Here is a 25711-nt window from a genome sequence, read left to right on the forward strand (position 1 = left end):
ACCATGCCCCGTGCCGATTTTTATCTGATCGCCAAGCCGCGCTTCCTCAACGAACCGCTGCGGCTGGTCTGCGAGCTGGCGCGCAAGGCCAACGACGCCAACCTGTCCACGCTGATCCTGGCCCGCGATGCGGAGCAGGCCGAAGCGCTGGACGATCTGCTGTGGGCGTTCGACGACGAGGCCTACGTGCCGCACCAGATCGCCGGCACCGACGAGGAAGACGAACTGGCACCGGTGCTGATCGCCGCACCGGAATTCGCCGCCCCCTCGCGCCCGCTGGTGATCAACCTGCGCGACGACCCGTACCTGGGCGCCTGCGACCGCGTGCTCGAAGTCGTCCCCGCCGACCCCGCTGCCCGCGAACCGCTGCGCGAACGCTGGAAACAATACAAGGCCCTGGGCCTGGAACTGACCAAGTACGACATGTGAATCGGGAATGGGGAATGGGGAATCGAAACTTGGCTCCGTCCCATTAGACCGTCACCGATCAGCACCTCCCGCTTTACCCATTCCCTATTCCCTATTCCCTATTCCCGACTCCCCATTCCCTGCCTTATGACCACCCTCGCCTCCAGCTACGATCCCTCTTCCTTCGAATCGCGCCTGTATGCGCAGTGGGAGGCGGCCGGTTATTTCGTGCCGTCCGGCAAGGGTGAGCCCTACACCGTGCTGTTGCCGCCGCCCAATGTCACCGGCACGCTGCACATGGGCCATGCATTTCAGCAGACGCTGATGGATGCGTTGGTGCGCTATCACCGCATGCGTGGTTACGACACCTTGTGGCAGGTGGGCACCGACCATGCCGGGATCGCCACCGAGATGGTGGTCTCGCGCAATCTGGCGCTGGAAGGCAAGGGACAAACGCGCGATTCGCTGGGGCGCGAGGGCTTCATCGCCAAGGTGTGGGAATGGAAAGCCGAATCCGGCGACACCATCGAGCGCCAGATGCGCCGCCTGGGCACCTCCAGCGATTGGTCGCGCAGCACCTTCACCATGGACCCGCAGCCGTCGGCCGCGGTCAACGAAGCGTTCGTGCGCTGGTACGAGCAAGGTCTGATCTACCGTGGCCAGCGCCTGGTCAACTGGGATCCGGTGCTGAAGACCGCGATCTCCGACCTGGAAGTGGAAAACGTCGAAGAAGACGGCTTCCTGTGGTCGATCCGTTACCCGCTGGCCGATGACGTCAGCTACGAACACGTCGAGCACGATGCCGACGGCAATGAGACGCTGCGCGAGACCCGCGATTATCTGGTGGTGGCCACTACGCGCCCGGAAACCATGCTCGGCGACACCGCAGTGATGCTGCACCCTGAAGATGCGCGTTATCTCACGCTGCATAACGCCCGCATCGTGTTGCCGCTGACCGGCCGGCACGTGCCAGTGATCACCGACGATTACGTCGACCGCGCCTTCGGCACCGGCGTGGTCAAGGTCACGCCTGCGCACGATTTCAACGATTATCAGGTGGGTGTGCGGCATGACCTGCCGCTGATCAACCTGTTCACTGTCACCGCCACCATCAACGAGAATGCGCCGGAGCGTTATCGCGGCCTGGATCGTTATGACGCACGCAAGCTGGTGCTGTCGGAACTGGAAGACCTGGGCGTATTGGTCGAAACCAAGCCGCACAAGCTGCAGGTGCCGCGCGGCGATCGTACCGGCCAGGTGATCGAGCCCTACCTCACGGATCAGTGGTTCGTGAAAATGGATGCACTGGCAAAGCGCGGGCTGGAGCTGGTCGAAAGCGGCCAGATCAAATTCGTGCCGCCGAACTGGATCAACACCTATCGTCACTGGATGGAGAATATCCAGGATTGGTGCATCAGCCGTCAGCTGTGGTGGGGCCATCGCATTCCGGCGTGGTTCGACGATGCAGGCAAGTGCTACGTGGGCCATGACGAAGCCGAGGTGCGCGCCAAACATGGCCTGGGTGCGGAGATTGCGCTGCATCAGGACAGCGACGTGCTCGAAACCTGGTTCTCTTCGCAGCTGTGGCCGTTCTCCACGCTGGGCTGGCCGGATGCGCAGGCGATGGCCGAGCGCGGCTTCGGGCGCTATCTGCCGTCGTCGGTGCTGGTCACCGGCTTCGACATCATCTTCTTCTGGGTGGCGCGCATGATCATGGCCACCGACAGCTTCACCGGCCAGGTGCCGTTCCGCGATGTCTACATCACCGGCCTGATTCGCGATGCGCAGGGCCAGAAGATGTCCAAGTCCAAGGGCAACGTGCTCGATCCGCTGGACATCATCGACGGCATCAGCATCGAAGACCTGGTGGCCAAGCGCACCAGCGGGCTGATGAAGCCGAAGGATGCGCCCAAGATCGAAAAAGCCACACGCAAGGAATTCCCGGACGGCATCATCGCCCACGGTGCCGACGCGCTGCGCTTCACCATCGCCGCGCTCGCCACGCATGGCCGCGACATCAAGTTCGATCTGGGCCGCGCCGAGGGCTACAAGAACTTCTGCAACAAGCTGTGGAACGCCACGCGCTTCGTGTTGATGAACAGCGAAGGCGCACGCTTTACCGGCGTGCCGCAGCCGCGCACCGAAGCGGAAAAGTGGATCCTGGCGCGCCTGGACAAGGTCACCGCGGAAACCCACGCGCATTACGCCAACTATCGCTTCGACCTGCTCGCGCAATCGCTGTACGAATTCGCCTGGAATGCGTTCTGCGACTGGTTCGTGGAGCTGGCCAAGCCGGCGCTCAACCATCAGGACGCCGACGCGGCCGCCAGCACGCGCCACACGCTGCTGTTTGTGCTGGAGTCGTTGCTGCGCCTGTTGCACCCGCTCACCCCGTTCGTCACCGAAGAATTGTGGCAGCAGGTCGCACCGCGCCTAGGCATTACCACCGCCACAATCTCGTTGCAGAGCTTCCCGCAGCCCGGCGATGTCGATACCGGCAGCTATGCCAGCGCTGAAGCCGATGTCGAATGGCTCAAGTCGATGGTGTCGGCGCTGCGCCGCGTGCGCAGCGAATTGAACGTGCCGCCGTCCAAGCAGGTGCGCCTGCTGCTGCAGGCCGGCACTGCCGACGACCGCCCGCGCGTTGCCCGCTTCGCCTCGCAGTTGTCGTTCCTGCTCAAGCTGGAAAGCATCGACTGGCTGGACGCTGGCCAGGACACCCCGCCGTCGGCCGCCGCCATCGTCGGCGAACTCACGTTGCTGGTGCCACTGGAAGGCCTGGTCGACATGGATGCAGAGCGCACCCGCCTGGACAAGGAAATCAGGCGCGTGGAAGGCGAGATCGGCAAGTGCAACGGCAAACTCGGCAGCGCGACGTTCGTGCAGAATGCGCCAGCTGCAGTGGTCGAACAGGAGCGCGCGCGCTTGAACGACTGGACCACGCAACTGACCGGCCTGCGCGAGCAGCGCGCGAAGATCTGAGCAAGTCGGTCAGTCGAGCGCGCCGCAGTCGTGCGGTCGCGCTCAGGGTCGGAGCAGCGTGTCGAGTGCGCGGTGCCCTCACCGCTCGCGGAACACGCCATAAACCCATGGCGGCATGGATGCCGCCACGGAGCTTACAGGGACGTATTTGCAGCGTGTCCCGCGATGGTGGGCGGGCAAGGCCCTGCAGTAAATCGCAACTCCACTGCCCGGCGCATAATTCATCGCATCTGTCCGCGATGTAAGCGCTGTGGACTAGAACTTCAAATCCACACGCGCATACCAGAAACGTCCACCGGGGATATCGTAAGTGGATGCGTCGTAGCCGTTGAGGGAGCAGGACAGGCAGATCGGCGGATCCTTGTCGAATACGTTGTTCAAGCCGGCCGTGAGTTGCAGGCCCTTGAGCCAATCCACACGATAGCCCACCTGCGCATCGTGATAGGTAATCGCATCCAGCCGGTTGGTTCCCACCGTCGGATCAGAACACACCGCAAACTCCACCGCGTCACCGCATTGCTCGGTGAGTTTGGAAATGTGCCGCGCAGTCCACGAAGCCGTCCAGTTGCCCAGCGACCAATCCAGTACTGCGTTGCTGGTCCACTCCGGAATTGCGCTGTCGACCACCTCGATACCCGGCCCTTGCGGCTGCCGCTGACCTGCCGCGCCCAGCGCCTCGTAACGGCCTACCAAGGTGTTCTGCCACGAGAGTTTGAAGCGCCCGAACGCGGCTTCCGGCAGCGTCCAGAACAGATCCACGTCCCAGCCGTCGGTCTTGATCGAGCCCAGGTTGGTCAGCCGGTTGTTGAAGGCATTGATGCCGCCGGTGGACGCCCGCGCGATGCCATCGCAGTACAACGCATCCAGCGTATCCACGCACAAATCCAGCTGCGTCTGCGCATTGATCGCCTGGATCGCACCATCCACATGATGGCGATAGAAGGTCACCTCCAGATCGAGGCGGTCGGACCAGCTGGCATCGCTCGCAAATCCAGGGCTGAAGACAAAACCCGCGCTGAAACTGCGCGAATGCTCCGGGTCCAGTTGTTCATTGCCGCCGGTGGTGACCGAGATCTGCTGGTTGGCCTGCTGGTAGCCCGTCGGCACGCCGAGCGCTGCGCAGTTGGCCGCGCTGCCACGCGGCGCGGTGCCGCCCAGACCGATCGAGCACGGGTCCGACAATTGCAGATCCGCACGTGCCGCCGAACCGAACAACTCGCCGATGGTCGGCGCACGGAAGCCTTCCGCATAACTGGTGCGCAACACGAACTCATCGGTGACCTGCCAACGCAGACCGTACTTCGGCGTGAACTCGCCACCGAATGTCGAATAGTCCGAATAGCGTCCGGCGATATTCAGATCCAGTTTGTCGCCCAATGCGGAGTTGGCGAAGATCGGAATATTGAGTTCGAGATAGGCTTCGTTGACGTCGTAGCTGCCCGCCGTGGGCAACGAGGGCACGCCGTTGTAACGCCCGGCCACGGTGAGCGGATCGGGCTGATAGGAGCCCTCGTACTTGCGGTATTCGTAACCGCTGGCGAACGACACCGCACCGCCGGGCAACTGGAACAACTCGCTGCTGAGGTTGGCGGTGAACAGGCTCAATTCGTTCTGGCTGCGGTCGCGCACCACCGGCTGAATCCAGCGCAACATCTCCGGCGTGATGCTGCCGGCACCGCTGAAGATATCCAGTGGCACGCAGCCAGCCACGGCCGCGCAGCCAGCCGGGTCGCCCAGCGCCAGGTTGATGTTGTAGAGGTTGTAGCTGCCGTAGTTGGTCTGCTCGGCCTTGTTCTTGCTGTAGATGCCGTTGACGTCCCAGAACCAGGTCCGCCCTGCGCCTTCGAACGTGCCGACCAGGCCGGTGCCGAAATATTGGGTGTCGACCTGCTGCTCGTAACGCCGCGGCCCGCCTTCCACCGGCCTGCGACCGATCTGGATCAGATTGGTGGCCGAATCCAGATCGAATCCGAACGGGTTGAACGGGTTGAGCGCGGAGATCACGATGTTGTCCGCCAGCGGGTTGCCGGTGCCGGCGTCGGGCCCGAGGAAGATAGGCTCCGGCGCGGCCTGGTTGGTCGATTCGCGCCGGTTGCCCAACGCCTTGACGTACCACTGCACGTCGTCGTTGAAGTAATAGCGGAACTGCGCAAATACGCCCTTGCGCTCGGACGGTGTCAGCAACAGATTCTGCTCGGCGAAGTTGTAGCGGTCTGCGGTGCCGAAGCAGTGATAGTCGTCGCTGCGCGTGCAACCGCCGCTGCCATCGTATTGCGGTGTGCCGACGCCGGCATTGGGCGTGAGGTTCTGGCGCACGCCGGTGTTGGGATCGACGAACTGGAAGCGGCCATCCGGCGTCGCCGAGCTGGCGAAGGTCAGCCCGGTGCCAGGAATCGGGAAGCGGGCCTGCGCACGATCGCGCGCATAGATCGGATCCTGTTTGACATAGCTTGCGCCCAGAAACAGGCTGAAATTCTCTCCGCTGGTGCCCCACGCCAGGTCCATGCCCTGGTTGGTGCCATCGCCCTTGCCGTACTGCCCGTAGTTGAGCGTGACCTGCGCACCGTCGAAACTGCGACGGGTGATGATGTTGACCACACCGGCAATCGCATCCGAGCCGTACAACGACGAGGCGCCGTCTTCGAGCACTTCGATGCGCTCGACGATCGCCAGCGGAATGGTGTTGAGATCGGTCGACGAGCCCACGCCGGACGCGGAGGATTCATTGACCCAGCGAATGCCATCCACCAGCACCAGCACGCGCTTGGAACCGAGATGGCGCAGATCCACCTGCGCCGAGCCGGCACCCACGCCACTGCCATCGGGCGGAAAGCCGAAGTTGCCCGACGAATTGAACTTGGCATTGAGCGCCGAACCGGACGCGGTGAGCTCCTGCAGCACTTCGCCGATGGAGGTCAGGCCGGTGCGTTCGATGTCGGCGCGATTGAGCGTCTGGATCGGTACCTGCCCCTGCAACTCGGCGGTTTTGATGCGCGTGCCGGTGACCTGCACGCTGTCGAGCGTGCGCGTGCTCGGTGCGGCCTCGGGCTGTTGCGCCCAGGCGAGCGTGGGGATCAGACACAATGACAACTGCACGGCCAGGCATGACCGATGGGGGCCAATCAGACGCTTCATCCTTTCTCTCTCCAGAAGGATTCTTGAGTGTCCGCACGCCCCCGTGCCCTGCGGTCCTTCCCAATTCTTAAACGAAAAATTAACGCGCCGCAACTGGCGGTGCAGCAACGCACGGTGCCGCAGCGATCGTGACGAGGTGTCATCTGCACGCACGTGCGTGCTCGACCCATTGCGCATGCAAGCGAAGACGGCCATCTCCATCACGCGCGAAGGACGCGTATTCACTCAGGCGCTCAGGCGTGCTTGGGTATCATCGCGCCATGACTTATGCCCCCCGCCTTGCCACTGTTTTCATCTGTCTGCTGTGCCTTGGCAGCACCGCATTGCACGCGCAAACCCTCGACCCACAGCTGACTGCCATGCGCGATGCCATCGCGGCCGCAGAGCGCGGCCAGACCGATGCCGGCCAGCTCGCTGCATTGAGCCGCCATCCGCTGTATGGATGGCTGGAATTTGCCGCGCTCAAGCGCAGTATCGACACCGTCTCCAATGCGCAGGCGCAAGCATTTTTGCAGCGTTATGCCGGCCAGCCCGTGGCTGAGAGCTTCCGCAACACGTGGCTGCCGGCGGTGGCGCGGCGGCAAGACTGGAACACGCTGCTGGCCAACTGGAAGTCCACCGACAACGCCGGCCTGCGCTGCGCGCAACTGACCGCGCGCCTGGCCACCGGCAAGGCCGATGCACAGTGGAGCCGCGATGCGCTGACGCTGTGGCGCAACGGCAAGGCGCTGCCCGATGCCTGCGATGCAGTGGTTGCCGGGCTGGAATCGCGCGGTGAACTTACGCCGGCGCTGCGCTGGGAACGTGTGGAAGCCGCTGCCGATGCACAGCAGCCTGCGGTGATGCGCACCGCCGCGCGTGGTCTGCCGGCGGCCGATCTGACGCTGGCCATCGATTACGCTGCCTTTCTCGACAAGATCCACCCGCGCGCACTAGGTTGGCCCAAGACCGAGCGCAGCCGCCGCATCGCGGTCGACGGGCTGGCCAAGTTGGCCAAGAGCGATCCCGACGCTGCCGAGCAGCAGCTACCGCAACTTGCCAGTGCGCTCGGCTTCAGCCAGGCGCAGCGTGGGCAGGTGCTGTATCAGATCGCATTGTGGACCGTCGCCTCGTATCTGCCGGATTCGGCGCATCGGCTCAATGCCGTACCGGACGCGTCCTACGACGAACGCCTGCACGAATGGCGTGCACGTGAGGCGATGTCGCGCGGCGACTGGCCGGCGGCGTTGGCCGCGATTCGCAAGATGCCGACGAGCCAGCGCAGCGACTCGCGCTGGCAGTACTTCGAAGCCCGCCTGGCCGAAAAGACCGGCGCTGCGGCGGCGGCCCAGCCGCTGTATCGCGCCGCCGCGCAATCGCCGACCTTCCACGGCTTCCTGGCCGCAGACCGCCTGCAGCAACCTTACCGGCTTTGCCCCTGGGAGCCCAACGACAGCGCGCAGGCAAAGGCCGCCGTTGCGCGCGACCCGGCCCTGGTCCGCGCAATCGCGTTATTTCAGATCGATCGCCCCGGTTGGGCCGTGGCCGAGTGGAACGATGCCGCCACCCGCTTCGACGACACCCAGCGCCGGCTGGCAGTGGAAGTTGCCAGCGACAACGGCTGGTTCGACCGTGCGGTGTTCGCGCTCGGCAAGCAGCCGGACGAACAACGGCTCTATGCGTTGCGTTTCCCCCTGCACCACGACGACAGCATTCGTCGCGAGGCCGCCAAGAATGCGATCGACCCAGCCTGGGTGGCTGCGGAAATCCGTGCCGAAAGCATCTTCAATCCACGCGCGCGCTCGCCGGCCAACGCAATGGGCCTGATGCAGGTATTGCCGGGCACTGGCGCGGCCGTCGCCAAGGGGATCGCCCTGCCCGGCTATGCGGGTGCAAGCAGCCTCTATGAGCCGGACACCAACATCGCCATCGGCACGGCGTATCTGCGCCAGCTGCTCAACACCTACGGGCTGCCCTACCTCACCATTGCCGCCTACAATGCGGGGCCCGGCCCCACCGGACGCTGGCAGTCGCAGCGGCCGAATTTCGAGCCGGACTTCTGGATCGAAACCATCAGCTACAAGGAAACCCGCGACTATGTCGCGCGCGTGTTGGCTTTCAGCGTGATCTACGACTGGCGCCTCAACGGCGACATGCTGCCGTTGAGCGACCGGCTCATGGGCAAGCTGGTGGACAAACGTCTGAAACCGGTATGTACCCCGGGCCAGGCTGCCAATAACGCCGCGCAGGATTGAGCGACGCCGGGCGCCCTGCACGGTTGCGGGGCCCTGGCGCGTGCGCGGCACCGCCATTGCGCACGGCACTGACGCAACATGGACGCCACGCAGGGAGCGGCAAGGACGTACCTGCAGCGTGTCCAGCGGTCATGGATCGGCATGGAAAGGCAAGGGTGCTGCAAGCATTTCCCAGCTCCACGATGCAATGCCCCCCCCAGACCACATCCATCACCACGCCAAACGCATAACGCCCGCATCACTGCGGGCGTTGTGCAGCTGGGTGCTGCACCGCGTTTGCAGCCCTGCAGCCAGCGGCAGTTACAGCTTGCCGGCGCCTGCTTTCGCCTTGACGTCTGCAGCGACCTTGTCTGCCGATAGCAGATTGTAGGTATAGGGCGGTGTCCAGCCGATGTTGGTATTCCACGAGCACGACAGCGCCTTGCCGTTGAGCAGCGAACCCTGATCGCGATACACGCTGCCACCGTAGTCGGCGGCGATCTTGTCGCAGCTGCTGACACCGCTGATCTCGAACACGTTGCGCTCGGAGAAGATCTTCGACTCCTTGCCCACGCCATGCGCGTAGGAGAACGGATACACCGCATTGCTGGTGCTGCCGACGTGGTAGTTGTTGTACAGGTGCACCTGACCGAAGCGCACGCGCGGGGCGCGCGCAGAAATGTTTTCGAACAGGGTGTTGTGAATGGTGACCTTGAGCTTGCCGCTGTCGGTACTGGACGCGCTGTCGCTGGAGCCGATCAGGTTGTTCTTTTCGTGCGACTTGAAGGCCGAGTACGAGACGGTGACGAAATTGGCGCCTTTCTTGATGTCCATCGCGCCATCGTGGTGCTGTTTCGGACGACCATTTGCAGTGCCATTCTGATCGTCGGTACGGCGGCCATCGGTGAAGGTGACATGGTCCACCCACACGTTGCTGGCGCCTTCCACGGTCAGGCCGTCGTACTCCGCATTCCAGTTGCCGGCGCTGCCATCATCCGGGTCCCAGACCGGCTCCGGGTCCCATGGATTTTCGATGGTGATATTGCGGATGATGACGTCGTTGGCCTTGACGTAAAAATAGCCTTCGCGAATTTCAGCGTTGCTGGTGATGCCGATCAGCGTGGTCTTGGTGGGCACGTCCAGACGCGCGCGCGTCTTCATGTCCGAGGTTTTGGTGTAAGGCTTTCCTTCGCTGATATCGATGATGCCGCTGACCTTGATGATGCGCCCGTTGCTCCCGACGCTTGCGCTCAATGCTGCTTTCAACTCGGCGGCGTTCTTGACGACGTAGATATTGGCGGCAGCTGCTTTGGAGCCGCCCTTGGTGCCGCCGTTCTGGGTCGCCCAACCCGTGGTTGCAACCTCCAACGCCGCATCGGCATAGGCAACGCCGGTGAGCAGCAACGACCCAACGAACAGCGACGCGGCGGCCGCCGTCGAAAATTTCGGCTTCATCTTGATCTCTCCCTCGAATGGGTTCGATGCGCCGCGCTGCGGCGCACCCCTGGTCCAGCGGACTCGGAACGTATTATTCAGATATGGAATATTCCATTCCGCGGAGCCGATACTAGGAGCATTGCAACCGCTTGTATCTAGACGTTTTTCGGATATGCATGCGCAATCACGCAAACGCTTGCGAGACACAAAAGAAGAGACAAAACGCTGCGATCAGGACACGCAGAGACAGCGCAAGGACACTGCAACGCAGCAAGATTGCGGGTCACGCCATGGGGCGTGCCACGCGAGAATGCACGCCACCATTCAAATACATCTGTTTTTCGGCGTACCAGTCGTTGCAATGCATTGCCGCGCCGCGGCATTCAACACGAAAGCGCCGCCCGCCTACGACTGGGAGCAACGCAAAAGCGCCTATCGGTCCATGGCGAAACATTCGCCACCTCGCAGACCGGCGCGTCGGCCCATGTTGTACGCAAGGCGCACGCCCCTCGCTCCAATGTGGCCAGCATGCCGCATGACCACGGTCAGATCGATTGCACGGGCGCAGCATCATTTGACGCCACGCGTCTGATGCGCATGGGTCCGCGCCGCCATCGACCGCTCCGGCGACCGGTTCGCTGCGACCTCACCAAGCCATTCGGTAGGGCAAGGCGAGCTCGTTGCGCAAGCGAGATACCAAACGCTCCATGCGCAGGTGCATCCTGCAATCGCTCAGCACAAGCATCGAATCGAAGACCATCAGCGCCGGCATCCGGCGCAACAACGCCAACTGGCCGCTCCCTCAACGACGAATGCGTGCGCTCAGGAAAATCCTTCGAAGAACAACTCGATCGCCATCACCAACGCGTCTTCGCGTCCGGTGTGGGATGGGTAGTAGCGCGGGCGCCGGCCGATTTCGTTGAAGCCTTCGGAGTGGTACAGCGCGATGGCCGAGGGGTTGGACGGGCGCACTTCCAGAAACGCGCGCCGCGCACCGCGATCGCAGGCGCCCTTGATCAGCGCGCGCAGTAGCACGCGACCGTGGCCTTGCGATTGCGCCTCCGGTGCGATGCAGACGTTGAGCACGTGCGCCTCGTCGGCGGCGATGCTGATCACGCCATAGCCGATGACCCGGCCGCCCTGCTCCATCACCCAGCCGGGATATCCGGCCTGCAGGCAGTCGCGAAAGATGTTGCGCGTCCACGGAAACGGATAGGCGCGCAGCTCGATCTCCATCACCGCATCTAGGTCGCTCTCGCGCATTGCGCGCAGCGAGCTGGGTTGCGGCGCATTCAATGCGCTCACGCCGGGTCCCGGCGCCGACGCAGCGCACGCAGCTGCGGCCACAGTGCACGCTTGGCGGCCGGGTTGCCGCGCAGTTCCGCCAGCGGCCAGGATGCCATCAAGGCCTGGGTCGCAGGATCGCCCGGATTGCAGCCGGATGCGCGCAGCAAGGCCATCTGCAGGCGATCCGGCATGCCGACCCGGCTGCGCCGTTGCGGCACCGACGCTGGCGCAGTGCTGGGCGCACGTGGCGCTTCGGCCGGTGCCGCCGGTGCATTCCGCCGCGCGACGGGCGCATTGGCCGTTGCAGGTTGCAGCGCACGCTCCACACGCGCCGGCGCGGCCATCGGTGCGCGCTCGGCAATCTCGACAGGCGCGGGCAACGCATCGACCGCATCGCGATCCAGGTACACGGTATGCCCCAATGCCTGCAGATACGACACCTGCAAATCGGACCAGATCGGCTCGCTCATTGAGTCGCTCACAAAAACTGGCTCATGGCAGCTCGGGCACGCGCCGCCAGCGTCGCCACAGCCACATCAACGGACCCGACAAGGCGTACAGCACGCCGATCACCAGCAACGAGCGCGCCAGATCGATCACCAACAGCGCAATCACCACCGTGGCGATCGCCAGCGCCAGGAACGGCACGCGGTCGGCACGCGGGCCGCGCGCGCCGCCCTTGAAGCTCCAGAAGCGGATTCGGCTGACCATCAGCAACGCCGACACCACCGTGACCGCCAGCGCCACATAGCGCAGCTGCTCGCCATCGAAGCCCAGGCTGTCGTCGGCGAAGGCCCAAACGAAGGACATCATCAATCCAGCCGCCGCCGGGCTGGCCAGGCCGATGAACCAGCGTTTGTCGACCACGCCGACCTGGGTGTTGAAGCGCGCCAGCCGCAGCGCCGCGCAGGCCGCATACAAAAAGGCAGCCGACCAACCGACCCGGCCCATCACGCTACTGTCGTACTTCAGCGCCGACAGCGACCAGTGGTACATCACCAGCGCGGGCGCCATGCCGAAGCTGACCAGATCGGCCAGCGAGTCGTACTGCACACCGAATTCGCTGCTGGTATTGGTCAGACGCGCCACCCTGCCATCCAGCCCGTCCATCACCGCGGCCACGAACACCGCCATGGCGGCCTGGACGAACTGCCCATTGGCGGCGGCGATGATGGCGTAGAAACCGGAAAACAGCCCGGCAGTGGTGAACAGGTTCGGCAGCAGGTAAATCGTGCGCGAGCGCGGGGGCGGTCTCATCTCATCCATCCGCCAAGTGTAGGGCCTGAGGTCTGTCCGGCGGTAGCGCGCCTGCCGGTTCAGCACCTTGCGCGCCCATCACTTGCCAGCGCCCGCTGCGGATGCTGCAATCGCGACGGGAATCATCCAGGGGAAGCCACATGCAGCTGTCGTCCGGGCTTTGCGCCCTGTTGATGCTGGTCAGCGCCGCCGCCGGCGCGACCGATCTTTATAAGTGGAAGGACGCCAAGGGCGTGACCCACTACACCGAAACCCCGCCACCGACCGGCCAGCGCTATGAAGCGCGCCGAATCGACGCGCGCAGCGGCACCGCCGCCATTGCTGCAGAGACGGCCGCGCCCGAATCGGCCGACTGCCTCACCGCGCGCCGCAATCTGGAACTGCTCAGCGGCAAGGGAGAGGTTTCCATGGCGGCCGGCGCCGACGGCAAGCCTGGCGCCGTCTTGGACCAGGATGCCCGTGCGACCCAGAGGAACCTGGCCGACGCCGCCGTCAAGGCCTATTGCAAGCCGGCAGCCCCAGGCGGCCCGGCCACCTGAGCCGGGAAGAGGTACCAGGACGGGATTGCCGTCCCGCCGCCGGGCTGGAGCCAAGCACCTTGGTGCCGCGAGCACCGGCCGAGCCAGCGCACCCGACCTGATGGCCGCACCTGCGTAGGTCGTAGACGAAGCGCGGCCCCAACAGCTGCACGATCGCCGGGCACCGGTGACGGATGTATGCGGACGACCGCGCAGCCTATGGCGCACGTGTGCCGGCAAGCCAGCCACTTGAGCCGCCCGCACCGGTCCGCCCTGGCCAGCGACAATCCGCAACGCGCGCCCGGCGATGACCGGCAGGGCCCGAGACTGGCAAACTAGCGGCTTTCCGCCCAAGCGAAGCCCGATGCGTCTTTCCCAGTTCCACCTGCACACCACCAAGGAAACCCCGGCCGACGCCGAGCTGGTCAGCCACCGCCTGATGCTGCGCGCGGGCATGATCCGCAAGCTGGCCTCCGGGCTGTACACCTGGTCGCCGCTGGGCTTGCGCGTGTTGCGCAAGGTCGAGGCCATCGTGCGCGAGGAGATGAACCGCGCCGGTGCAGTGGAAGTGCTGTTTCCCACCATCCAGCCACGCGAGCTGTGGGACGCCACCGGGCGTTGGGAAAAGTTCGGCGGGCAGCTGCTCAAGATCAAGGACCGCAAGGAACAGGAGTTCTGCTACAGCCCCACCGCCGAAGAGGCCGCTGCCGAATTCGCGCGCCAGGAGATCAACAGCTACAAGCAGCTGCCGCTGAATTTCTATCAGATCCAGACCAAATTCCGCGATGAGATCCGCCCGCGCTTCGGCGTGATGCGTGCGCGCGAGTTCCTGATGAAGGACGCGTATTCGTTCCACCTCACCGACGAGGACATGGCGCGCGAATACGACAACATGCGCGCCGCCTATACGCGCATCTTCACCCGCCTGGGACTGGACTTCCGCGCCGTGCAGGCAGATTCCGGCGCCATCGGCGGCGATGCATCGCAGGAATTCCACGTCATCGCCGACTCCGGCGAAGACTCGCTGGCGTTCTCCACTGGCTCCGATTACGCCGCCAATGTGGAAGCCGCCAGTGCGGCACCGCCTGCCCCGCGCGCCGCGGCCAGCGAAGCGATGCAGCAGGTGGCAACGCCCACCCAGAAGACCTGTGAAGACGTGGCCCAGTTGCTCGGCATCGCGCTGCAGCGCACGGTCAAGTCGGTGGCGGTGATGACGCAGGCCGGCTTCGTGCTGGTGCTGGTGCGTGGCGATCACGCGGTCAACGAGATCAAGCTGGCCAAGGTGCCCGGACTGGCCGATTACCGCCTGGCCAACGAAAGCGAGATCCGCGAACACCTCGGCTGCGAGCCGGGCTTCCTGGGTCCGGTCAACACCGCGCGCCCGGTGCGCGTAGTGGCCGACCGCGATGTCGCCGCACTGGCCGATTTTGTGGTCGGCGCGAATGTGTCCGGCGCCCACCTGGTCGGCGTCAATTGGGGCCGCGATCTGCCCGAACCGGAGACCGTGGCCGATGTGCGCAACGTGGTCGAAGGCGAACGCGCGGCCGATGGCGGCGAACTGCGCCTGGCTCGCGGCATCGAGGTGGGCCATGTATTCCAGCTTGGCAGCCAGTACGCGCAGGCGCTGCAAGCCACCGTCATCGACGAAGGTGGCAAGGCGGCGGTGATGAAGATGGGCTGCTACGGCATCGGCATTTCGCGCATCGTGGCCGCGGCGATCGAACAGAACCATGACGACGCCGGCATCATCTGGCCCGCGCCGATGGCGCCGTGGCAGGTGGTGGTCTGCGTGATCAATCCCAAGCAGGACCCGCAGGTGCTCGCCGCCGCCCAGGCCTTGCTGGACCAATTGCTTGCCGCCGGCCTGGATGCTGCCCTGGACGACCGCGGACTGCGCCCGGGCGCGATGTTCGCCGATATGGAATTGCTGGGCATTCCGCATCGGGTAGTGGTCTCGGAACGTGGATTGGCGGCCGGCACTTTTGAATATCGCGCCCGTACCGCCGATGCAGCGGAAAGCCTGGATAAAGCCGGGTTATTCTCCCGCCTGGGGCATTGATCAAACCCCGGGCATCGGCTCCAAATGGATGAACACAAAGCGCCGAATTATTTCGGCGCATTTGTCATACCGGTTTTCTCACTTTATGATGGCCACCGCTGCCATGGACCGGCATTCTTTTTCTCTCATCTTCCGGAGCAGTGATGTCGATCGATCTTAGTGGCCTGTCGGCCAAGCAGTTGAGCGCCCTGATCAAAAATGCAAAGAAGCAGCAGACCGTGGTTGCCAAGCGCGCGCCGATCGCCAAGGTCCGCACGCAGCTGGTCCGCGCTGCAAAAGCCCAGGGTTATTCCATCGAAGAATTGTTTGGTGCTTCTGCCAGTGCCGGCCCGGGCCGTCCGGCGGGTGCCGGCAAGCCGGGTCCGCGTGCCGGCCGCAAGCTGGGCAAGGTGCCGCCGAAGTATCGCAACCCCGGCAACGCCCAGGAAACCTGGACCGGCCGTGGCAAGCAGCCGCGCTGGCTGGCCGAGTTGACCGCCGCCGGCAAGAAGGTAGAAGACTTCCTGATCAGCAAGGTCGGCGGCGCGAAAAAAGCAACCGCAAAGAAGGCCTCGCCGCGCAAAGCCGTGACCAAGCGCGCCGCCAAGAAGTCCAAGGCCGCTTGATTCAAACCAATAAGAGCGCCGGCCATGCCGGCGTTTTTATTGCAGGGTGTTTCCCCTTATAAATTCTTGCGGGCAGGAATGAGCAGATTGCCAAACAGCAATCCGGCCATCAATGCCATCACGATATTGGTCACTGCCAAGAGTGCGGCTTGTCCGACGCTGACATCCTGTTGCTGCACCAGGGTCAAAAAGCCACGCAAACTGACGCTCCCGGGAACCAGCATGATGATGCCGGGCAATCGGATCAACGCACCGGGCTTGTGCACCACGCGCCCGAATAAATTTCCCGCAGCGGTCAATGCCATTGCCGAGGCGAATACACCGGCCGGGCCGCCCCAGGCATGTCCTGCATAACGCGCAATGACATAACCTGACATAGCCGCCGCCATGATCCATAAATAGTCACGTCGATTGGCTTTGAACAGCACCGCAAACGCATAAGCGGCCACCACCAACGAGGCCCATTCCACCCAACCGGCCTGCGGCCGCAACGCGGCCACCTGGGGATGCAGGCCAACCAGCTGGGTCAGCGTCACCGCAATGACCGCACCCACGGTCAGCTTGAGCACCGTGGTGACCGCACCGGCCAGACGCACCGTGCCGGAGACCCAGTGCTGGCTGGCCAGCTCGTTGAACGCATTGGTCAATGACATGCCTGGCAACAGCACCACCAGCGAGGCGATGATCACCGTATTGAGGTTCAACGGCCCCAGCAGGGAGGCCACCAGCGCCGCCACCACCCCGGCCAGCAGGCCGGCCAGCGCCTCGCCGGCTTCTTTGCTGGCAGCGCGCTTGTCGGTGTACTGGGTGAGCAGGCCGATCGACATGCCGATCGCCCCGGCCGTGGCGATATCCAGCCACGGCAGCTTCCACAGCCCGGCCACGCCGGCGGCGGCCAGCCCGAACGCCAGCACCTGCAGGGTCTTGCCGCGCCGGTCCACCTCGCGGTCCAGCCGGCGCAAGGCGGTGTGTCCCTGCGCGATGCTCATGCGGCCGTTGGCCACGCTGTCGGCCACATAGTCGGCCACGCTCAGCTTGTACAGATCGTTCTCGCCCGGGGCCAGGCGGATCACCCGGGTGATGTCGCTGGAGCCGATCGCCTTGGTCGGGTCGCTGAAGCTCAGGATGATGCCAGTGGGGTTGGACCAGGGCTCGCAGTCCAGGCCCAGCTTCTGCGACAACCCCACCACCGCTGCTTCCAGCCGTTGCGCGGTGGTGCCATAGGAATGCAGGCGCCCGGCGATTTCGGACACGAAGGCGACGCGCTGGGCGTAGGTGGCGCTGGCGGACGGGAGGACAACGGTGGCAGCGGACATGCGTGGCGGGTCGGATCGGAGAAACGCCGTGTCCGGCGAGGCCGCCAGTGTATGCCGCAGCACGTGCGGCCGGCGCCCTCATCGACGGCCGTCGGCACGCCGCTGCGGTTGCGTCCCCATCCGTCGCTCACATTGGCCCTGTATGCTGGCGCCACGGACAGGCCACCCATGATCAAACCGCAACCTCCACGCATCGAACAAGACTCGCAGGATCAGGCACAGGTCCGCCTCGCTGGCAGTTGGGTCCTGGCGACCGCCCTGCCCCAGGCAGAACTGCTGCAGGCCGTGCCCGACGGGGTGCGCCGCATCGACGCGCGCGGCATCCAGCAGCTGGATTCGGCCGGCGTACTGCAGCTGCTGCGCTTTGCCGGCCGCATGGGCCTGAAGGAAGACGCGATCGATTTTCGCGATGAGCACCAGGCACTGGTGTGCACCATCGAGGAACTCAACGACGAGCGCCCCAAGCCCAAACGCGATTACGGCTTCGTCGCCGCGCTCGACCGCCTGGGCCGGGCCACCCACCGCGTCGGCCAGGACATCCTGGAGTTGAACAGTTTTCTGGGCGAAAACCTGGTCAAGATCATGCGGCTGATCCACGAGCCGCGGCGCTTCCGGCTGACCTCCACCGTGCATCACATGGAGCAGGTGGGCCTGGACGCGGTGCCGCTGGTGGTGCTGCTGTCGTATCTGGTGGGCGCGGTGATCGCCTTCCTGGGCTCGACCATCCTGCGCGACTTCGGTGCGGAAATTTATGTGGTGGAGTTGGTGTCCATCGCCTTCCTGCGCGAATTCGCGGTGCTGCTGACGGCAATTGTTCTGGCAGGCCGCACCGCCAGCGCCTTCACCGCGCAGATCGGTGCGATGAAATCGCGCGAGGAAGTGGACGCGATCCGTACGCTGGGCCTGGACCCGATCGACCTGCTGGTGATCCCGCGCCTGCTCGCGCTGATCTTCACCCTGCCGCTGCTGACCTTCATCGCGATGATCGCCGGCCTGGCCGGTGGCGTCACCGTGGGCGCGTTCGACCTGGATATTCCGCCGCAGATGTATCTGGCGCGCATGCACGACACCATCCAGTTGCGGCATTTCCTGGTCGGGCTCTCGAAGGCGCCGCTGTTTGCGCTGGTGATCGGCCTGATCGGCTGCCTGGAAGGGCTGAAGGTCAGCGGAACCGCGCAATCGGTGGGCGAACGCACCACCTCCTCGGTGGTGCAGACGATTTCCTTGGTCATCATTCTCGACGCGATTGCGGCGTTGTGGTTCATGAAGATGGGGTGGTGATGGAGCCGGGATTCGACATTCGGGATTCGGGATTTGCACAAAGCCGCAGCGCGGCGCTTGCATTGGTATCGGAGAGGAAGGTGCCGTGACCAATCCCGAATCCCCACGCCCCGATCCCGGCCCACAGGCCGATGTCGACGACGAACAGCTGGCGATTTCCGTGCGCGGGCTCACCAACCGTTTCGGTAGCCAGACCGTGCACGAAGACCTGGATCTGGATGTACGGCGCGGCGAAATCCTCGGCGTGGTCGGCGGTTCGGGCACCGGCAAGTCGGTGCTGATGCGCAGCATCCTGGGCCTGCGCGAACCCGACGCCGGCAGCATCCAGGTGCTGGGCGCGGACGCGCGCTCGGGCCGGTTCGCCGACCGCCAGCACATCACCCGCAACACCGGCGTGTTGTTTCAGGACGGGGCGCTGTTTTCGTCGATGACCGTGGGCGAAAACGTCCAGGTGCCGCTGAAGGAACACCACGGCGAGTTTCCCGAGCGCTGGTATTTCGAACTGGCGCTGCTGAAGATCAAGCTCGCCGGCCTGCCCGCCGATGCGCTGGACAAGCTGCCTTCGCAATTGTCCGGCGGCATGCGCAAGCGCGCCGGCCTGGCCCGCGCGCTTGCGCTGGATCCGCCGCTGCTGTTCCTGGACGAACCCACCGCCGGACTGGACCCGATCGGTGCGGCCGCCTTCGACCGTTTGATCCGCACCTTGCAGCAGGCCCTGGGCCTGACCGTGTTCCTGATCACCCACGACCTGGATACGCTGTACGCCATCTGCGACCGCATCGCGGTGTTGGCCGATCGCAAGGTGATCGCCAATGCGCCGCTGGCCGAGGTCGAGCAGATCGATCACCCCTGGATCCAGGACTATTTTCACGGTCCGCGCGCCCGCGCTGCGCGCGCGGCCAAGACCGATTCCACCGAGACCGCCTGAGCATGGAAACCAAAGCCAATTACGTCCTGATCGGCGCCTTCACCATCGTGGCCGGCCTGGCCCTGCTGCTGTTCGGGCTCTGGGCCGCCAAATATTCCTCCGACCGCACCTGGCAGCAGTACCGGGTGGTGTTCCGCGAGGCGGTGACCGGCCTGTCGGTCGGCAGCCCGGTGCAGTACAACGGCATCGCGGTCGGCTCGATCACCGAGTTGACCCTGGCGCCGAACGACCCGCGGCAGGTGGTCGCGCATGTGCGCGTCAATTCGACCACGCCGATCAAGAGCGACACCCGCGCCAAGCTGGCGATCACCAGCCTGACCGGGCCGTCGATCATCCAGCTCTCCGGCGGCACCCCCGAAGCGCCGGCGCTGACCACCATCGACAAGAGCGATGCGCCGATCATCCAGACCACGCCATCGGCGCTGCAGAACATCACCGACACCGCCAACCGCATCGTCGAGCGCATGGACCAGATGCTCTCGGACAAGAACGTGGCCAGCATTTCGGCCACCTTGCAGAACCTGGAAAAGATCAGCGGCGGCATTGCCGATCGCGACGAAGGCATGCAGGCGCTGATCGTCAGCGCGCGCGACGCCGCGCGCAATCTGGACACCACGCTGACCACCACCAACGGCACCATCAAGCGGCTGGATCAGAACCTGGTGCAGCAGCTGCCGGGCATCCTGGAAAAGCTCGATGCCACCCTGGTCAAGCTGGATTCGGCGGCCGGCAACGCCGACAACATCCTTGGCGAGAACCGCGCGGCCATCAATAGTTTTGCCAATGATGGGCTGGGCCAGCTCGGCCCCACACTGACCGAATTGCGTGGCCTGATCCGCGATCTGCGCCGGGTCAGCGACAAACTGGACAACAACCCTGCGCGCTACCTGCTCGGCCGCGACGCACCCAAGGAGTTCGAACCGAAATGACTGCCATGCGCGTGTTGCGTCTCTTGCTGTGCGTCTCGTTGCTGGCGCTGGGCGGCTGCTCGGTCCTGACCGGCGGCGACCAGAAACCGGCCACCATCTATGCGCCCACCGTGCGGATGACCCCGAACCCGGCGTGGCCACAGGTGACCTGGCAGCTGGTGGTGGCCAAGCCCAGCGCCGCACGCGTCATCGACAGCCCGCGCATCAATGTGCGCCCGACCCCTGGCGAACTGCAGGTCTACCACGGCGCTGGCTGGGCACAGCCCGCCACCGACATGCTGGAAGACAGCGTGGTGCGCGCGTTCGAAGACTCCGGCAAGATTGCCGCGGTGGCCCATATCGGCACCGGCATCCGCTCCGACTACAAGCTGGCGATCGACCTGCGCCGCTTCGAATCCGATTACGCCGGCCAGTCGCTGCCCTCGGCCACGATCGAACTCAACGCCAAACTGCTGCATTCGGCCGATCAACGCGTGGTCGCCTCGCGCACCTTCCTGGTCGCACGCCCATCCACCGGCACCGATACCGCCGCAGTGGCAATGGCGTTCGAGCAGGCGCTGACCCAGCTCACCACCGAGCTGGTCGGCTGGACGCTGACCACCGGGCAGCAGGACAGCAGCGCGTTGCCGCGTACACCCTGAGAGCGGCTAAAAAAACGCGCCCGCCTAGCGGCTGCGCAGGAGTTTTGTTAGCTGCTCTGAGCCGACGCGTCGCCTGTAGCCGGAACTCATCCCACCCGGCACTGGCACCCAGATACGTCGCCCTGCCTTCTCCCGCACGCGGGAGAAGGTGACGCGCAGCGCCGGATGAGTCGCATACACCATCCCTCGGCAAGCGTCCCGCAGGCGCTAGCCTGAACCTGCTTCAGCCGGCGCAATCTGCCGAAAGGTCAGATTGATCCGTTCCCCCATCGGCCGCGCCGTGCGCGGCAACGCGTGTTTGTAGTGGCGCTGGGTATCACCGCCCATCAACAACAGGTCGCCGTGGCCTAGCTCCAGCGTTTGCTTCACCGCCGCATCGTCGCGGTGCTTGAACGCAAAGCGCCGCGTGGCACCCAGGCTCACAGAGGCAATCAACGGCTGCGCGCCCAGCTCAGGCTCGTCGTCGCTGTGCCAGCCCATCGCATCACTGCCACTTCGGTAGCGATTGACCAGCACGCTGTTGAACCGGTGACCGGTCTCGTCCTCCAGCCGTATGCGCACTGGCTGCAGCACGTCCAGCCAAGGCTGTGGCGAGAACCGCGTGCCCGAGTAGCGATAGCTCGCCTCCGGATCGCCGATCCAGCTGCTCAGGCGTGGCGAATCCACCATGCGCCCGAACATCCGGATGCGGTGCACCTCCCACTGCGCCTGCGCCAGCAGCGCCTGCATCAGCGCATCGGCCTGCGCAGGCTGCAGCCAACCCCGCCACCAGTTGATCTCCGCTCCCGGCAATGCCACCCGAATCCTCATGCCGGACACGCTAGCACGCAGGCCTGCGCACTGCGGATGAATCGGCACGATTTGCCGCCGTCACATGCAATCCCGGAAAATGCGCGACAGCCATCGAGCCAACGGGAGCGGAGCAATGTCGGAAGCGGGAGTGGGCGCACACGCGTCAGAGGCGGTCGAGCGTGACGTCATGGAATACGACGTCGTCACCGTCGGTGCCGGTCCGGCCGGGCTGTCGTTCGCGATCCGGCTCAAGCAGCTCGATCCGAACATCAGCGTCTGCGTGATCGAAAAATCCAGCACCATCGGCGCGCATATCCTGTCCGGTGCGGTGATCGAGCCCGGCCCGCTGGATGCACTGCTGCCAGGCTGGCGCGACAATCCGCCGCCGATCTGCGTGGCGGCCACCGACGACGAATTCTGGTTTCTCGGCAAGGACAGCGCGCGCAAGTTCCCGGTGGTGCCACCGGGCATGCGCAACCATGGCAACTTCATCGTCAGCCTGGGCGCGATGTGCGCCTGGCTGGCGCCGCAGGCCGAAGCGCTGGGCGTGGAGATCTACCCCGGGTTCGCCGCCGCCGAGACGCTACACGACGACAGCGGCCAGGTGGTGGGCGTGCGCATTGGCGACATGGGCATTGCAAAAGACGGCTCGCACAAGTCCGGCTACACCGCCGGCATCGACATCCGCGCCAAGGTGACCGTGCTTGCCGAAGGCGCGCGTGGTCACCTGACCAAGCGATTGTTGAAGCGCTTCGACCTCACCGCCGACAGCGACCCGCAAGGCTATTCGATCGGCATCAAGGAGCTGTGGCAGGTCCCGGAAGGCCGCGTCACGCCCGGTAAGATCGTGCACACCATTGGCTGGCCAGCCGACAACCGTACCTACGGCGGCAGCTTTGTGTATCACCTGGACAACAACCAGATTGCGCTCGGCTATGTGAGCGGGCTGGACTACAGCGACCCGACCTACCAGCCGTGGGAAGCCTTCCAGCAATGGAAGAACCACCCCATGATCAAGCCGCTGCTGGAAGGTGGCAGCATCTTGTCTGCCGGTGCCCGCGCACTGGTCAGTGGCGGTTGGCAATCGCTGCCGAAAGTGGACATGCCCGGCGCCTTGCTCATTGGCGACACCGCCGGCCTGCTCAACGTGCCCAAGATCAAGGGCACCCACCAGGCGATCCGCAGCGGCATGCTGGCCGCCGAACACCTGGTGCAATCGCAGCTGGCGCCGCAGGGTTTCGATGCCACATTGCGCGCCTCCGACGTCATGGCCGAGCTGAAGCAAGTCCGCAACATCAAACCCGGTTTCAAGAAAGGCCTGTGGTTCGGCCTGCTCAACGCGGCCTGGGAAACCGCGCTCAAGGGCGCTTCGCCGTGGACGCTGAAGAACAAACCCGACTGGTCGGCGTTGCACAAGCTCGGCGAGTACGAGCGACCCAAGCGCGACTACGTCACCCGCGACCTGGCCCCCCGCGACCGCCTGCAAGCCGTTTATTTCGCCGCCACCGAGCACGATGAAGACCAGCCGGTGCATCTGAAGGTGCTGGACACCGATGTATGCGCCACCCGCTGCGTGACGGAATACGACAACCCCTGCACGCGCTTTTGCCCGGCCAACGTCTACGAAATGGTCGCAGACACCGCCAGCCCCTCCGGCAAGCGCCTGCAGATCAACGCGGCCAACTGCGTGCACTGCAAGACCTGCGACATCAAGGATCCGTACGAAATCATCACCTGGGTCACACCGGAGGGTGGTTCGGGCCCGAACTACCAGAATCTGTGAGCGCAACCGGTCGCTCGCTGCAGTCGCGTCTGCGCACATCCGTGTTCGGCCTCTTGCGCGCAGGATTTCGTGCGATACCGCTGAGCGACGCAACACGCGACCGCTGGCGCGGCTGGTTTCTGGATCGACATGCCGACTGGGTTCCGGAACCGGCACGCGGCCGGGTGCGCCATGGCAGCTCGCGCCGGCCAGCAGTACGCAGCGACGAAGCAGCGATTGGATATGTCCCATACAGTGCGGCCACGCTGCCTGAAACGCTTCCTGCGAAGCTGATCGCGTTTTATCTGCCGCAATTTCATCCGATCCCTGAAAACGATGCATGGTGGGGCAAGGGATTCACCGAATGGCGCAATGTCAGCCGTGCGCTTCCCCAGTTCGAAGGCCACCAACAGCCCAGACTCCCCGCGGATCTGGGCTTCTATGACCTTCGCAATCCCCATGTCATGCGCGAGCAAGCACGCCTAGCGCAAGAGTATGGCCTTGGCGCCTTCTGTTTTTACTTCTATTGGTTTGCCGGCAAGACCTTGCTGGAAATGCCGATTACCCAATGGCACCAAGATGACACGATCACCCTGCCGTTCTGTCTTTGCTGGGCCAATGAGAAATGGGCACGCCGCTGGGATGGCCGCGGCGACGATATCCTGATCGATCAGGCGCATGATGCGGACGACGACCTGGCCTTTATTGCGCATGTCGCAACTTACATGCGAAATCCCAAGTACCTGCGCGTCGAAGGACGACCGGTGCTGTTGGTATATCGACCACATTTGCTGCCTGAGCCCACACAGACAGCCGATCGCTGGCGGGGCTGGTGCCGCGACCACGGAATCGGCGAGATTCACCTTGCGTATGTGCAGGGTTTCGAACGGCCTGACCCGCGCGATATCGGATTCGATGCTGCCGTCGAATTCCCGCCGAACATGAGCACGCCGCCTTCGGTGGCTGCCCGGCAGCGCTTGATCAATCCAGAATTCAATGGCGATGTACTCGACTGGCGAGAACTTGCCCGCGACATGGAGCAGCGACCGCTGCGCGAATACACGTTGTACCCAGGCGTAAACCCTGGCTGGGACAATGAGCCGCGGCGCTCGGGAAAGGGGCGCATTTATCTGCATGCATCACCTCGCCGTTATCGCGATTGGCTGATGCGCACCGTACGGGATCGTCTAACGAATACGCCGCCCGCGCATCGCTTGGTGTTCATCAACGCCTGGAACGAGTGGGCCGAGGGCGCTGTACTCGAACCCGATACCCGCCTTGGGTACGCATGGCTGCACGCGACACGGCAAGCGCTGTTGCACACGGCAGGAGCCGCCACCGGATCTGATCTGCGCGATGCGTGCGTGGTGTTGCACGCCTGGTACCTCGACGTACTGGACGAAGCGCTAGACGCAATTGCCGACTGCGGACTGTCGCTGCGGCTTGTCGTCACTACCGATATCACGATGGTCGAGCAGGTTCGCCAGCGCCTGCAGCAGCGTGGCGTCCAGGCGCAGGTGGACGGCTTCGAAAATCGAGGCCGCGATATTCTTCCTTTCCTGCGGGTTGCCAATCGATTGCTCGACGAAGGCGAGCAGGTGGTTTTGAAACTGCATACGAAAAAATCGACCCACCGCGAGGACGGAGACGCGTGGAGGCGCGAAATGTTCTCTGCATTGCTTACGCCACAGCACGCCGATGCAATCATGCGCGGATTCACCGATGACCCGCTGCTCGGCCTTGCGGCGCCCGCGCAGCACTTATTACCCGTCACCGACTTTATCGGCGGCAATGCCGATGCACTCGATTACCTCGCTGTCCGCACAGGCACGGACGCGATAGACGAACATAGCGTGTTCGCGTCCGGCAGTATGTTCTGGGTCAAGCTGGAAGCGCTACGCCCGTTACTGGATGCGAACTTGCATCCCAGTGAATTTGAAAACGAGCAAGGTCAGATCGATGGAACATTGGCCCATGCGATCGAGCGCTTTCTGGCTGTTGCGGTAAGCCACTGCGGACATCATGTCGCAACAATCGACCAGCTGTTGGGAATCCCTCAACCTACCGCCAGCGGACCTTACCGCTACGCACGTAAGGCGCCCTGAGGCGCCGTGCGTGTCGCTAGGTGCTCATGAGCTCGCCGCTGCGTAGATCGCCTTCG

The 25711-nt window shown here is 64.3% G+C and carries 20 protein-coding genes; 12 read left to right on the forward strand and 8 right to left on the reverse strand.

The annotated features are described in order from the left end of the window. The first annotated feature begins 3 nt into the window (after positions 1 to 3). A complete protein-coding gene (locus AMD14_RS18395) occupies positions 4 to 429 on the forward strand; it encodes a DNA polymerase III subunit chi (RefSeq protein ID WP_003490202.1) in 426 nt (141 codons plus the stop codon). Between the two features lie 126 nt (positions 430 to 555). After that, positions 556 to 3390, forward strand: a complete 2835-nt coding sequence (locus AMD14_RS18400) for a valine--tRNA ligase (protein WP_011052357.1) — start codon at positions 556 to 558, stop codon at positions 3388 to 3390. Positions 3391 to 3645: 255 nt separating this feature from the next. Here the strand turns inward: AMD14_RS18400 and AMD14_RS18405 are convergent, their stop codons facing one another. Beyond that, a complete protein-coding gene (locus tag AMD14_RS18405) occupies positions 3646 to 6525 on the reverse strand; it encodes a TonB-dependent receptor (protein ID WP_011052358.1) in 2880 nt (959 codons plus the stop codon). A gap of 260 nt (positions 6526 to 6785) precedes the next feature. Here AMD14_RS18405 and AMD14_RS18410 point away from each other — a divergent pair, with 260 nt between their 5' ends. Beyond that, complete coding sequence (locus tag AMD14_RS18410) at positions 6786 to 8759, forward strand: transglycosylase SLT domain-containing protein (RefSeq protein WP_015463604.1); 1974 nt, start codon at positions 6786 to 6788, stop codon at positions 8757 to 8759. 300 nt (positions 8760 to 9059) lie between these two features. On the opposite strand, the gene AMD14_RS18415 is transcribed toward AMD14_RS18410, so the two are convergent. The 5 genes from AMD14_RS18415 to pssA form a co-directional block, all read right to left on the reverse strand. Further along, a complete protein-coding gene (locus AMD14_RS18415; protein WP_011052360.1) occupies positions 9060 to 10193 on the reverse strand; it encodes a pectate lyase family protein in 1134 nt (377 codons plus the stop codon). 628 nt (positions 10194 to 10821) lie between these two features. Beyond that, positions 10822 to 10965 (reverse strand): hypothetical protein, encoded by a 144-nt coding sequence (locus AMD14_RS24765; protein WP_155400525.1) that lies wholly within the window; start codon positions 10963 to 10965, stop codon positions 10822 to 10824. Between the two features lie 32 nt (positions 10966 to 10997). Further along, a complete protein-coding gene (gene rimI, locus AMD14_RS18420; RefSeq protein ID WP_003491004.1) occupies positions 10998 to 11480 on the reverse strand; it encodes a ribosomal protein S18-alanine N-acetyltransferase in 483 nt (160 codons plus the stop codon). After that, on the reverse strand, positions 11477 to 11932 hold the full coding sequence (locus tag AMD14_RS18425) for a hypothetical protein (protein WP_015463605.1): 456 nt from the start codon (positions 11930 to 11932) through the stop codon (positions 11477 to 11479). Before AMD14_RS18425 ends, rimI begins: the two co-directional genes overlap by 4 nt. Before the next feature lie 22 nt (positions 11933 to 11954). Continuing rightward, the gene (pssA, locus tag AMD14_RS18430; RefSeq protein WP_005913472.1) at positions 11955 to 12728 is read right to left on the reverse strand and encodes a CDP-diacylglycerol--serine O-phosphatidyltransferase; all 774 of its coding nucleotides are present in this window, start codon (positions 12726 to 12728) and stop codon (positions 11955 to 11957) included. A gap of 131 nt (positions 12729 to 12859) precedes the next feature. Between pssA and AMD14_RS18435 the strand changes: the two genes are divergently transcribed. The 3 genes from AMD14_RS18435 to AMD14_RS18445 all read left to right on the forward strand — a co-directional run bounded on the left by AMD14_RS18435 (position 12860) and on the right by AMD14_RS18445 (position 15901). Next, on the forward strand, positions 12860 to 13258 hold the full coding sequence (locus AMD14_RS18435) for a DUF4124 domain-containing protein (protein WP_005913471.1): 399 nt from the start codon (positions 12860 to 12862) through the stop codon (positions 13256 to 13258). Positions 13259 to 13601: 343 nt separating this feature from the next. Beyond that, a complete protein-coding gene (locus AMD14_RS18440) occupies positions 13602 to 15296 on the forward strand; it encodes a proline--tRNA ligase (protein WP_003491014.1) in 1695 nt (564 codons plus the stop codon). A 143-nt stretch (positions 15297 to 15439) separates the two neighbouring features. Continuing rightward, the gene (locus tag AMD14_RS18445) at positions 15440 to 15901 is read left to right on the forward strand and encodes an H-NS histone family protein (RefSeq protein ID WP_003491017.1); all 462 of its coding nucleotides are present in this window, start codon (positions 15440 to 15442) and stop codon (positions 15899 to 15901) included. Between the two features lie 56 nt (positions 15902 to 15957). Here AMD14_RS18445 and AMD14_RS18450 read toward each other — a convergent pair whose 3' ends face one another. Next, entirely contained in the window at positions 15958 to 17217 is a 1260-nt protein-coding gene (locus AMD14_RS18450; RefSeq protein WP_011052364.1) for a threonine/serine exporter family protein, read from the reverse strand. A 51-nt stretch (positions 17218 to 17268) separates the two neighbouring features. On the opposite strand from AMD14_RS18450, the gene AMD14_RS18455 reads away from it, so the two are divergent. The 4 genes from AMD14_RS18455 to AMD14_RS18470 all read left to right on the forward strand — a co-directional run bounded on the left by AMD14_RS18455 (position 17269) and on the right by AMD14_RS18470 (position 20996). Continuing rightward, a complete protein-coding gene (locus tag AMD14_RS18455; protein WP_016850205.1) occupies positions 17269 to 18498 on the forward strand; it encodes an MlaE family ABC transporter permease in 1230 nt (409 codons plus the stop codon). Positions 18499 to 18583: 85 nt separating this feature from the next. Next, complete coding sequence (locus tag AMD14_RS18460) at positions 18584 to 19426, forward strand: ABC transporter ATP-binding protein (protein WP_005920778.1); 843 nt, start codon at positions 18584 to 18586, stop codon at positions 19424 to 19426. Positions 19427 to 19428: 2 nt separating this feature from the next. Beyond that, a complete protein-coding gene (locus AMD14_RS18465; RefSeq protein WP_003484185.1) occupies positions 19429 to 20355 on the forward strand; it encodes an MlaD family protein in 927 nt (308 codons plus the stop codon). Further along, positions 20352 to 20996 carry an ABC-type transport auxiliary lipoprotein family protein gene (locus AMD14_RS18470; protein WP_015463607.1) on the forward strand — a complete coding sequence of 215 codons (645 nt, stop codon included), beginning with the start codon at positions 20352 to 20354 and terminating at the stop codon, positions 20994 to 20996. Before AMD14_RS18465 ends, AMD14_RS18470 begins: the two co-directional genes overlap by 4 nt. Before the next feature lie 207 nt (positions 20997 to 21203). Here AMD14_RS18470 and AMD14_RS18475 read toward each other — a convergent pair whose 3' ends face one another. After that, positions 21204 to 21806: an alpha-ketoglutarate-dependent dioxygenase AlkB family protein gene (locus AMD14_RS18475; RefSeq protein WP_015472701.1), complete on the reverse strand. Its 603-nt coding sequence runs from the start codon at positions 21804 to 21806 to the stop codon at positions 21204 to 21206. Between the two features lie 115 nt (positions 21807 to 21921). Here AMD14_RS18475 and AMD14_RS18480 point away from each other — a divergent pair, with 115 nt between their 5' ends. Together AMD14_RS18480 and AMD14_RS18485 are read left to right on the forward strand one after the other, a co-directional pair. Beyond that, positions 21922 to 23571 (forward strand): electron transfer flavoprotein-ubiquinone oxidoreductase, encoded by a 1650-nt coding sequence (locus tag AMD14_RS18480; protein ID WP_005913458.1) that lies wholly within the window; start codon positions 21922 to 21924, stop codon positions 23569 to 23571. After that, positions 23568 to 25655, forward strand: coding sequence for a glycoside hydrolase family 99-like domain-containing protein (locus tag AMD14_RS18485; protein ID WP_015463609.1), 2088 nt, complete (start codon positions 23568 to 23570; stop codon positions 25653 to 25655). The genes AMD14_RS18480 and AMD14_RS18485 overlap by 4 nt, the downstream gene beginning before the upstream one ends. Positions 25656 to 25711 lie beyond the last annotated feature (56 nt).

Source organism: Xanthomonas citri pv. citri, assembly GCF_000961215.1.
GTDB classification, from domain to species: Bacteria; Pseudomonadota; Gammaproteobacteria; order Xanthomonadales; family Xanthomonadaceae; genus Xanthomonas; species Xanthomonas cissicola.

Excerpts from the sequence above, each read along its gene's own strand:
- AMD14_RS18415 (WP_011052360.1), bottom strand. The coding sequence starts at position 10,193 with ATGAAGCCGAAATTTTCGACGGCGGCCGCCGCGTCGCTGTTCGTTGGG.
- AMD14_RS18410 (WP_015463604.1), top strand. The coding sequence starts at position 6,786 with ATGACTTATGCCCCCCGCCTTGCCACTGTTTTCATCTGTCTGCTGTGC.
- AMD14_RS18435 (WP_005913471.1), top strand. The coding sequence starts at position 12,860 with ATGCAGCTGTCGTCCGGGCTTTGCGCCCTGTTGATGCTGGTCAGCGCC.
- AMD14_RS18405 (WP_011052358.1), bottom strand. The coding sequence starts at position 6,525 with ATGAAGCGTCTGATTGGCCCCCATCGGTCATGCCTGGCCGTGCAGTTG.
- AMD14_RS18450 (WP_011052364.1), bottom strand. The coding sequence starts at position 17,217 with ATGTCCGCTGCCACCGTTGTCCTCCCGTCCGCCAGCGCCACCTACGCC.
- AMD14_RS18465 (WP_003484185.1), top strand. The coding sequence starts at position 19,429 with ATGGAAACCAAAGCCAATTACGTCCTGATCGGCGCCTTCACCATCGTG.
- AMD14_RS18400 (WP_011052357.1), top strand. The coding sequence starts at position 556 with ATGACCACCCTCGCCTCCAGCTACGATCCCTCTTCCTTCGAATCGCGC.
- pssA (WP_005913472.1), bottom strand. The coding sequence starts at position 12,728 with ATGGATGAGATGAGACCGCCCCCGCGCTCGCGCACGATTTACCTGCTG.
- AMD14_RS18470 (WP_015463607.1), top strand. The coding sequence starts at position 20,352 with ATGACTGCCATGCGCGTGTTGCGTCTCTTGCTGTGCGTCTCGTTGCTG.
- AMD14_RS18445 (WP_003491017.1), top strand. The coding sequence starts at position 15,440 with ATGTCGATCGATCTTAGTGGCCTGTCGGCCAAGCAGTTGAGCGCCCTG.
- AMD14_RS18475 (WP_015472701.1), bottom strand. The coding sequence starts at position 21,806 with ATGAGGATTCGGGTGGCATTGCCGGGAGCGGAGATCAACTGGTGGCGG.
- AMD14_RS18440 (WP_003491014.1), top strand. The coding sequence starts at position 13,602 with ATGCGTCTTTCCCAGTTCCACCTGCACACCACCAAGGAAACCCCGGCC.
- AMD14_RS18480 (WP_005913458.1), top strand. The coding sequence starts at position 21,922 with ATGTCGGAAGCGGGAGTGGGCGCACACGCGTCAGAGGCGGTCGAGCGT.
- AMD14_RS18455 (WP_016850205.1), top strand. The coding sequence starts at position 17,269 with ATGCCGCAGCACGTGCGGCCGGCGCCCTCATCGACGGCCGTCGGCACG.
- AMD14_RS18425 (WP_015463605.1), bottom strand. The coding sequence starts at position 11,932 with ATGAGCGAGCCGATCTGGTCCGATTTGCAGGTGTCGTATCTGCAGGCA.
- AMD14_RS18395 (WP_003490202.1), top strand. The coding sequence starts at position 4 with ATGCCCCGTGCCGATTTTTATCTGATCGCCAAGCCGCGCTTCCTCAAC.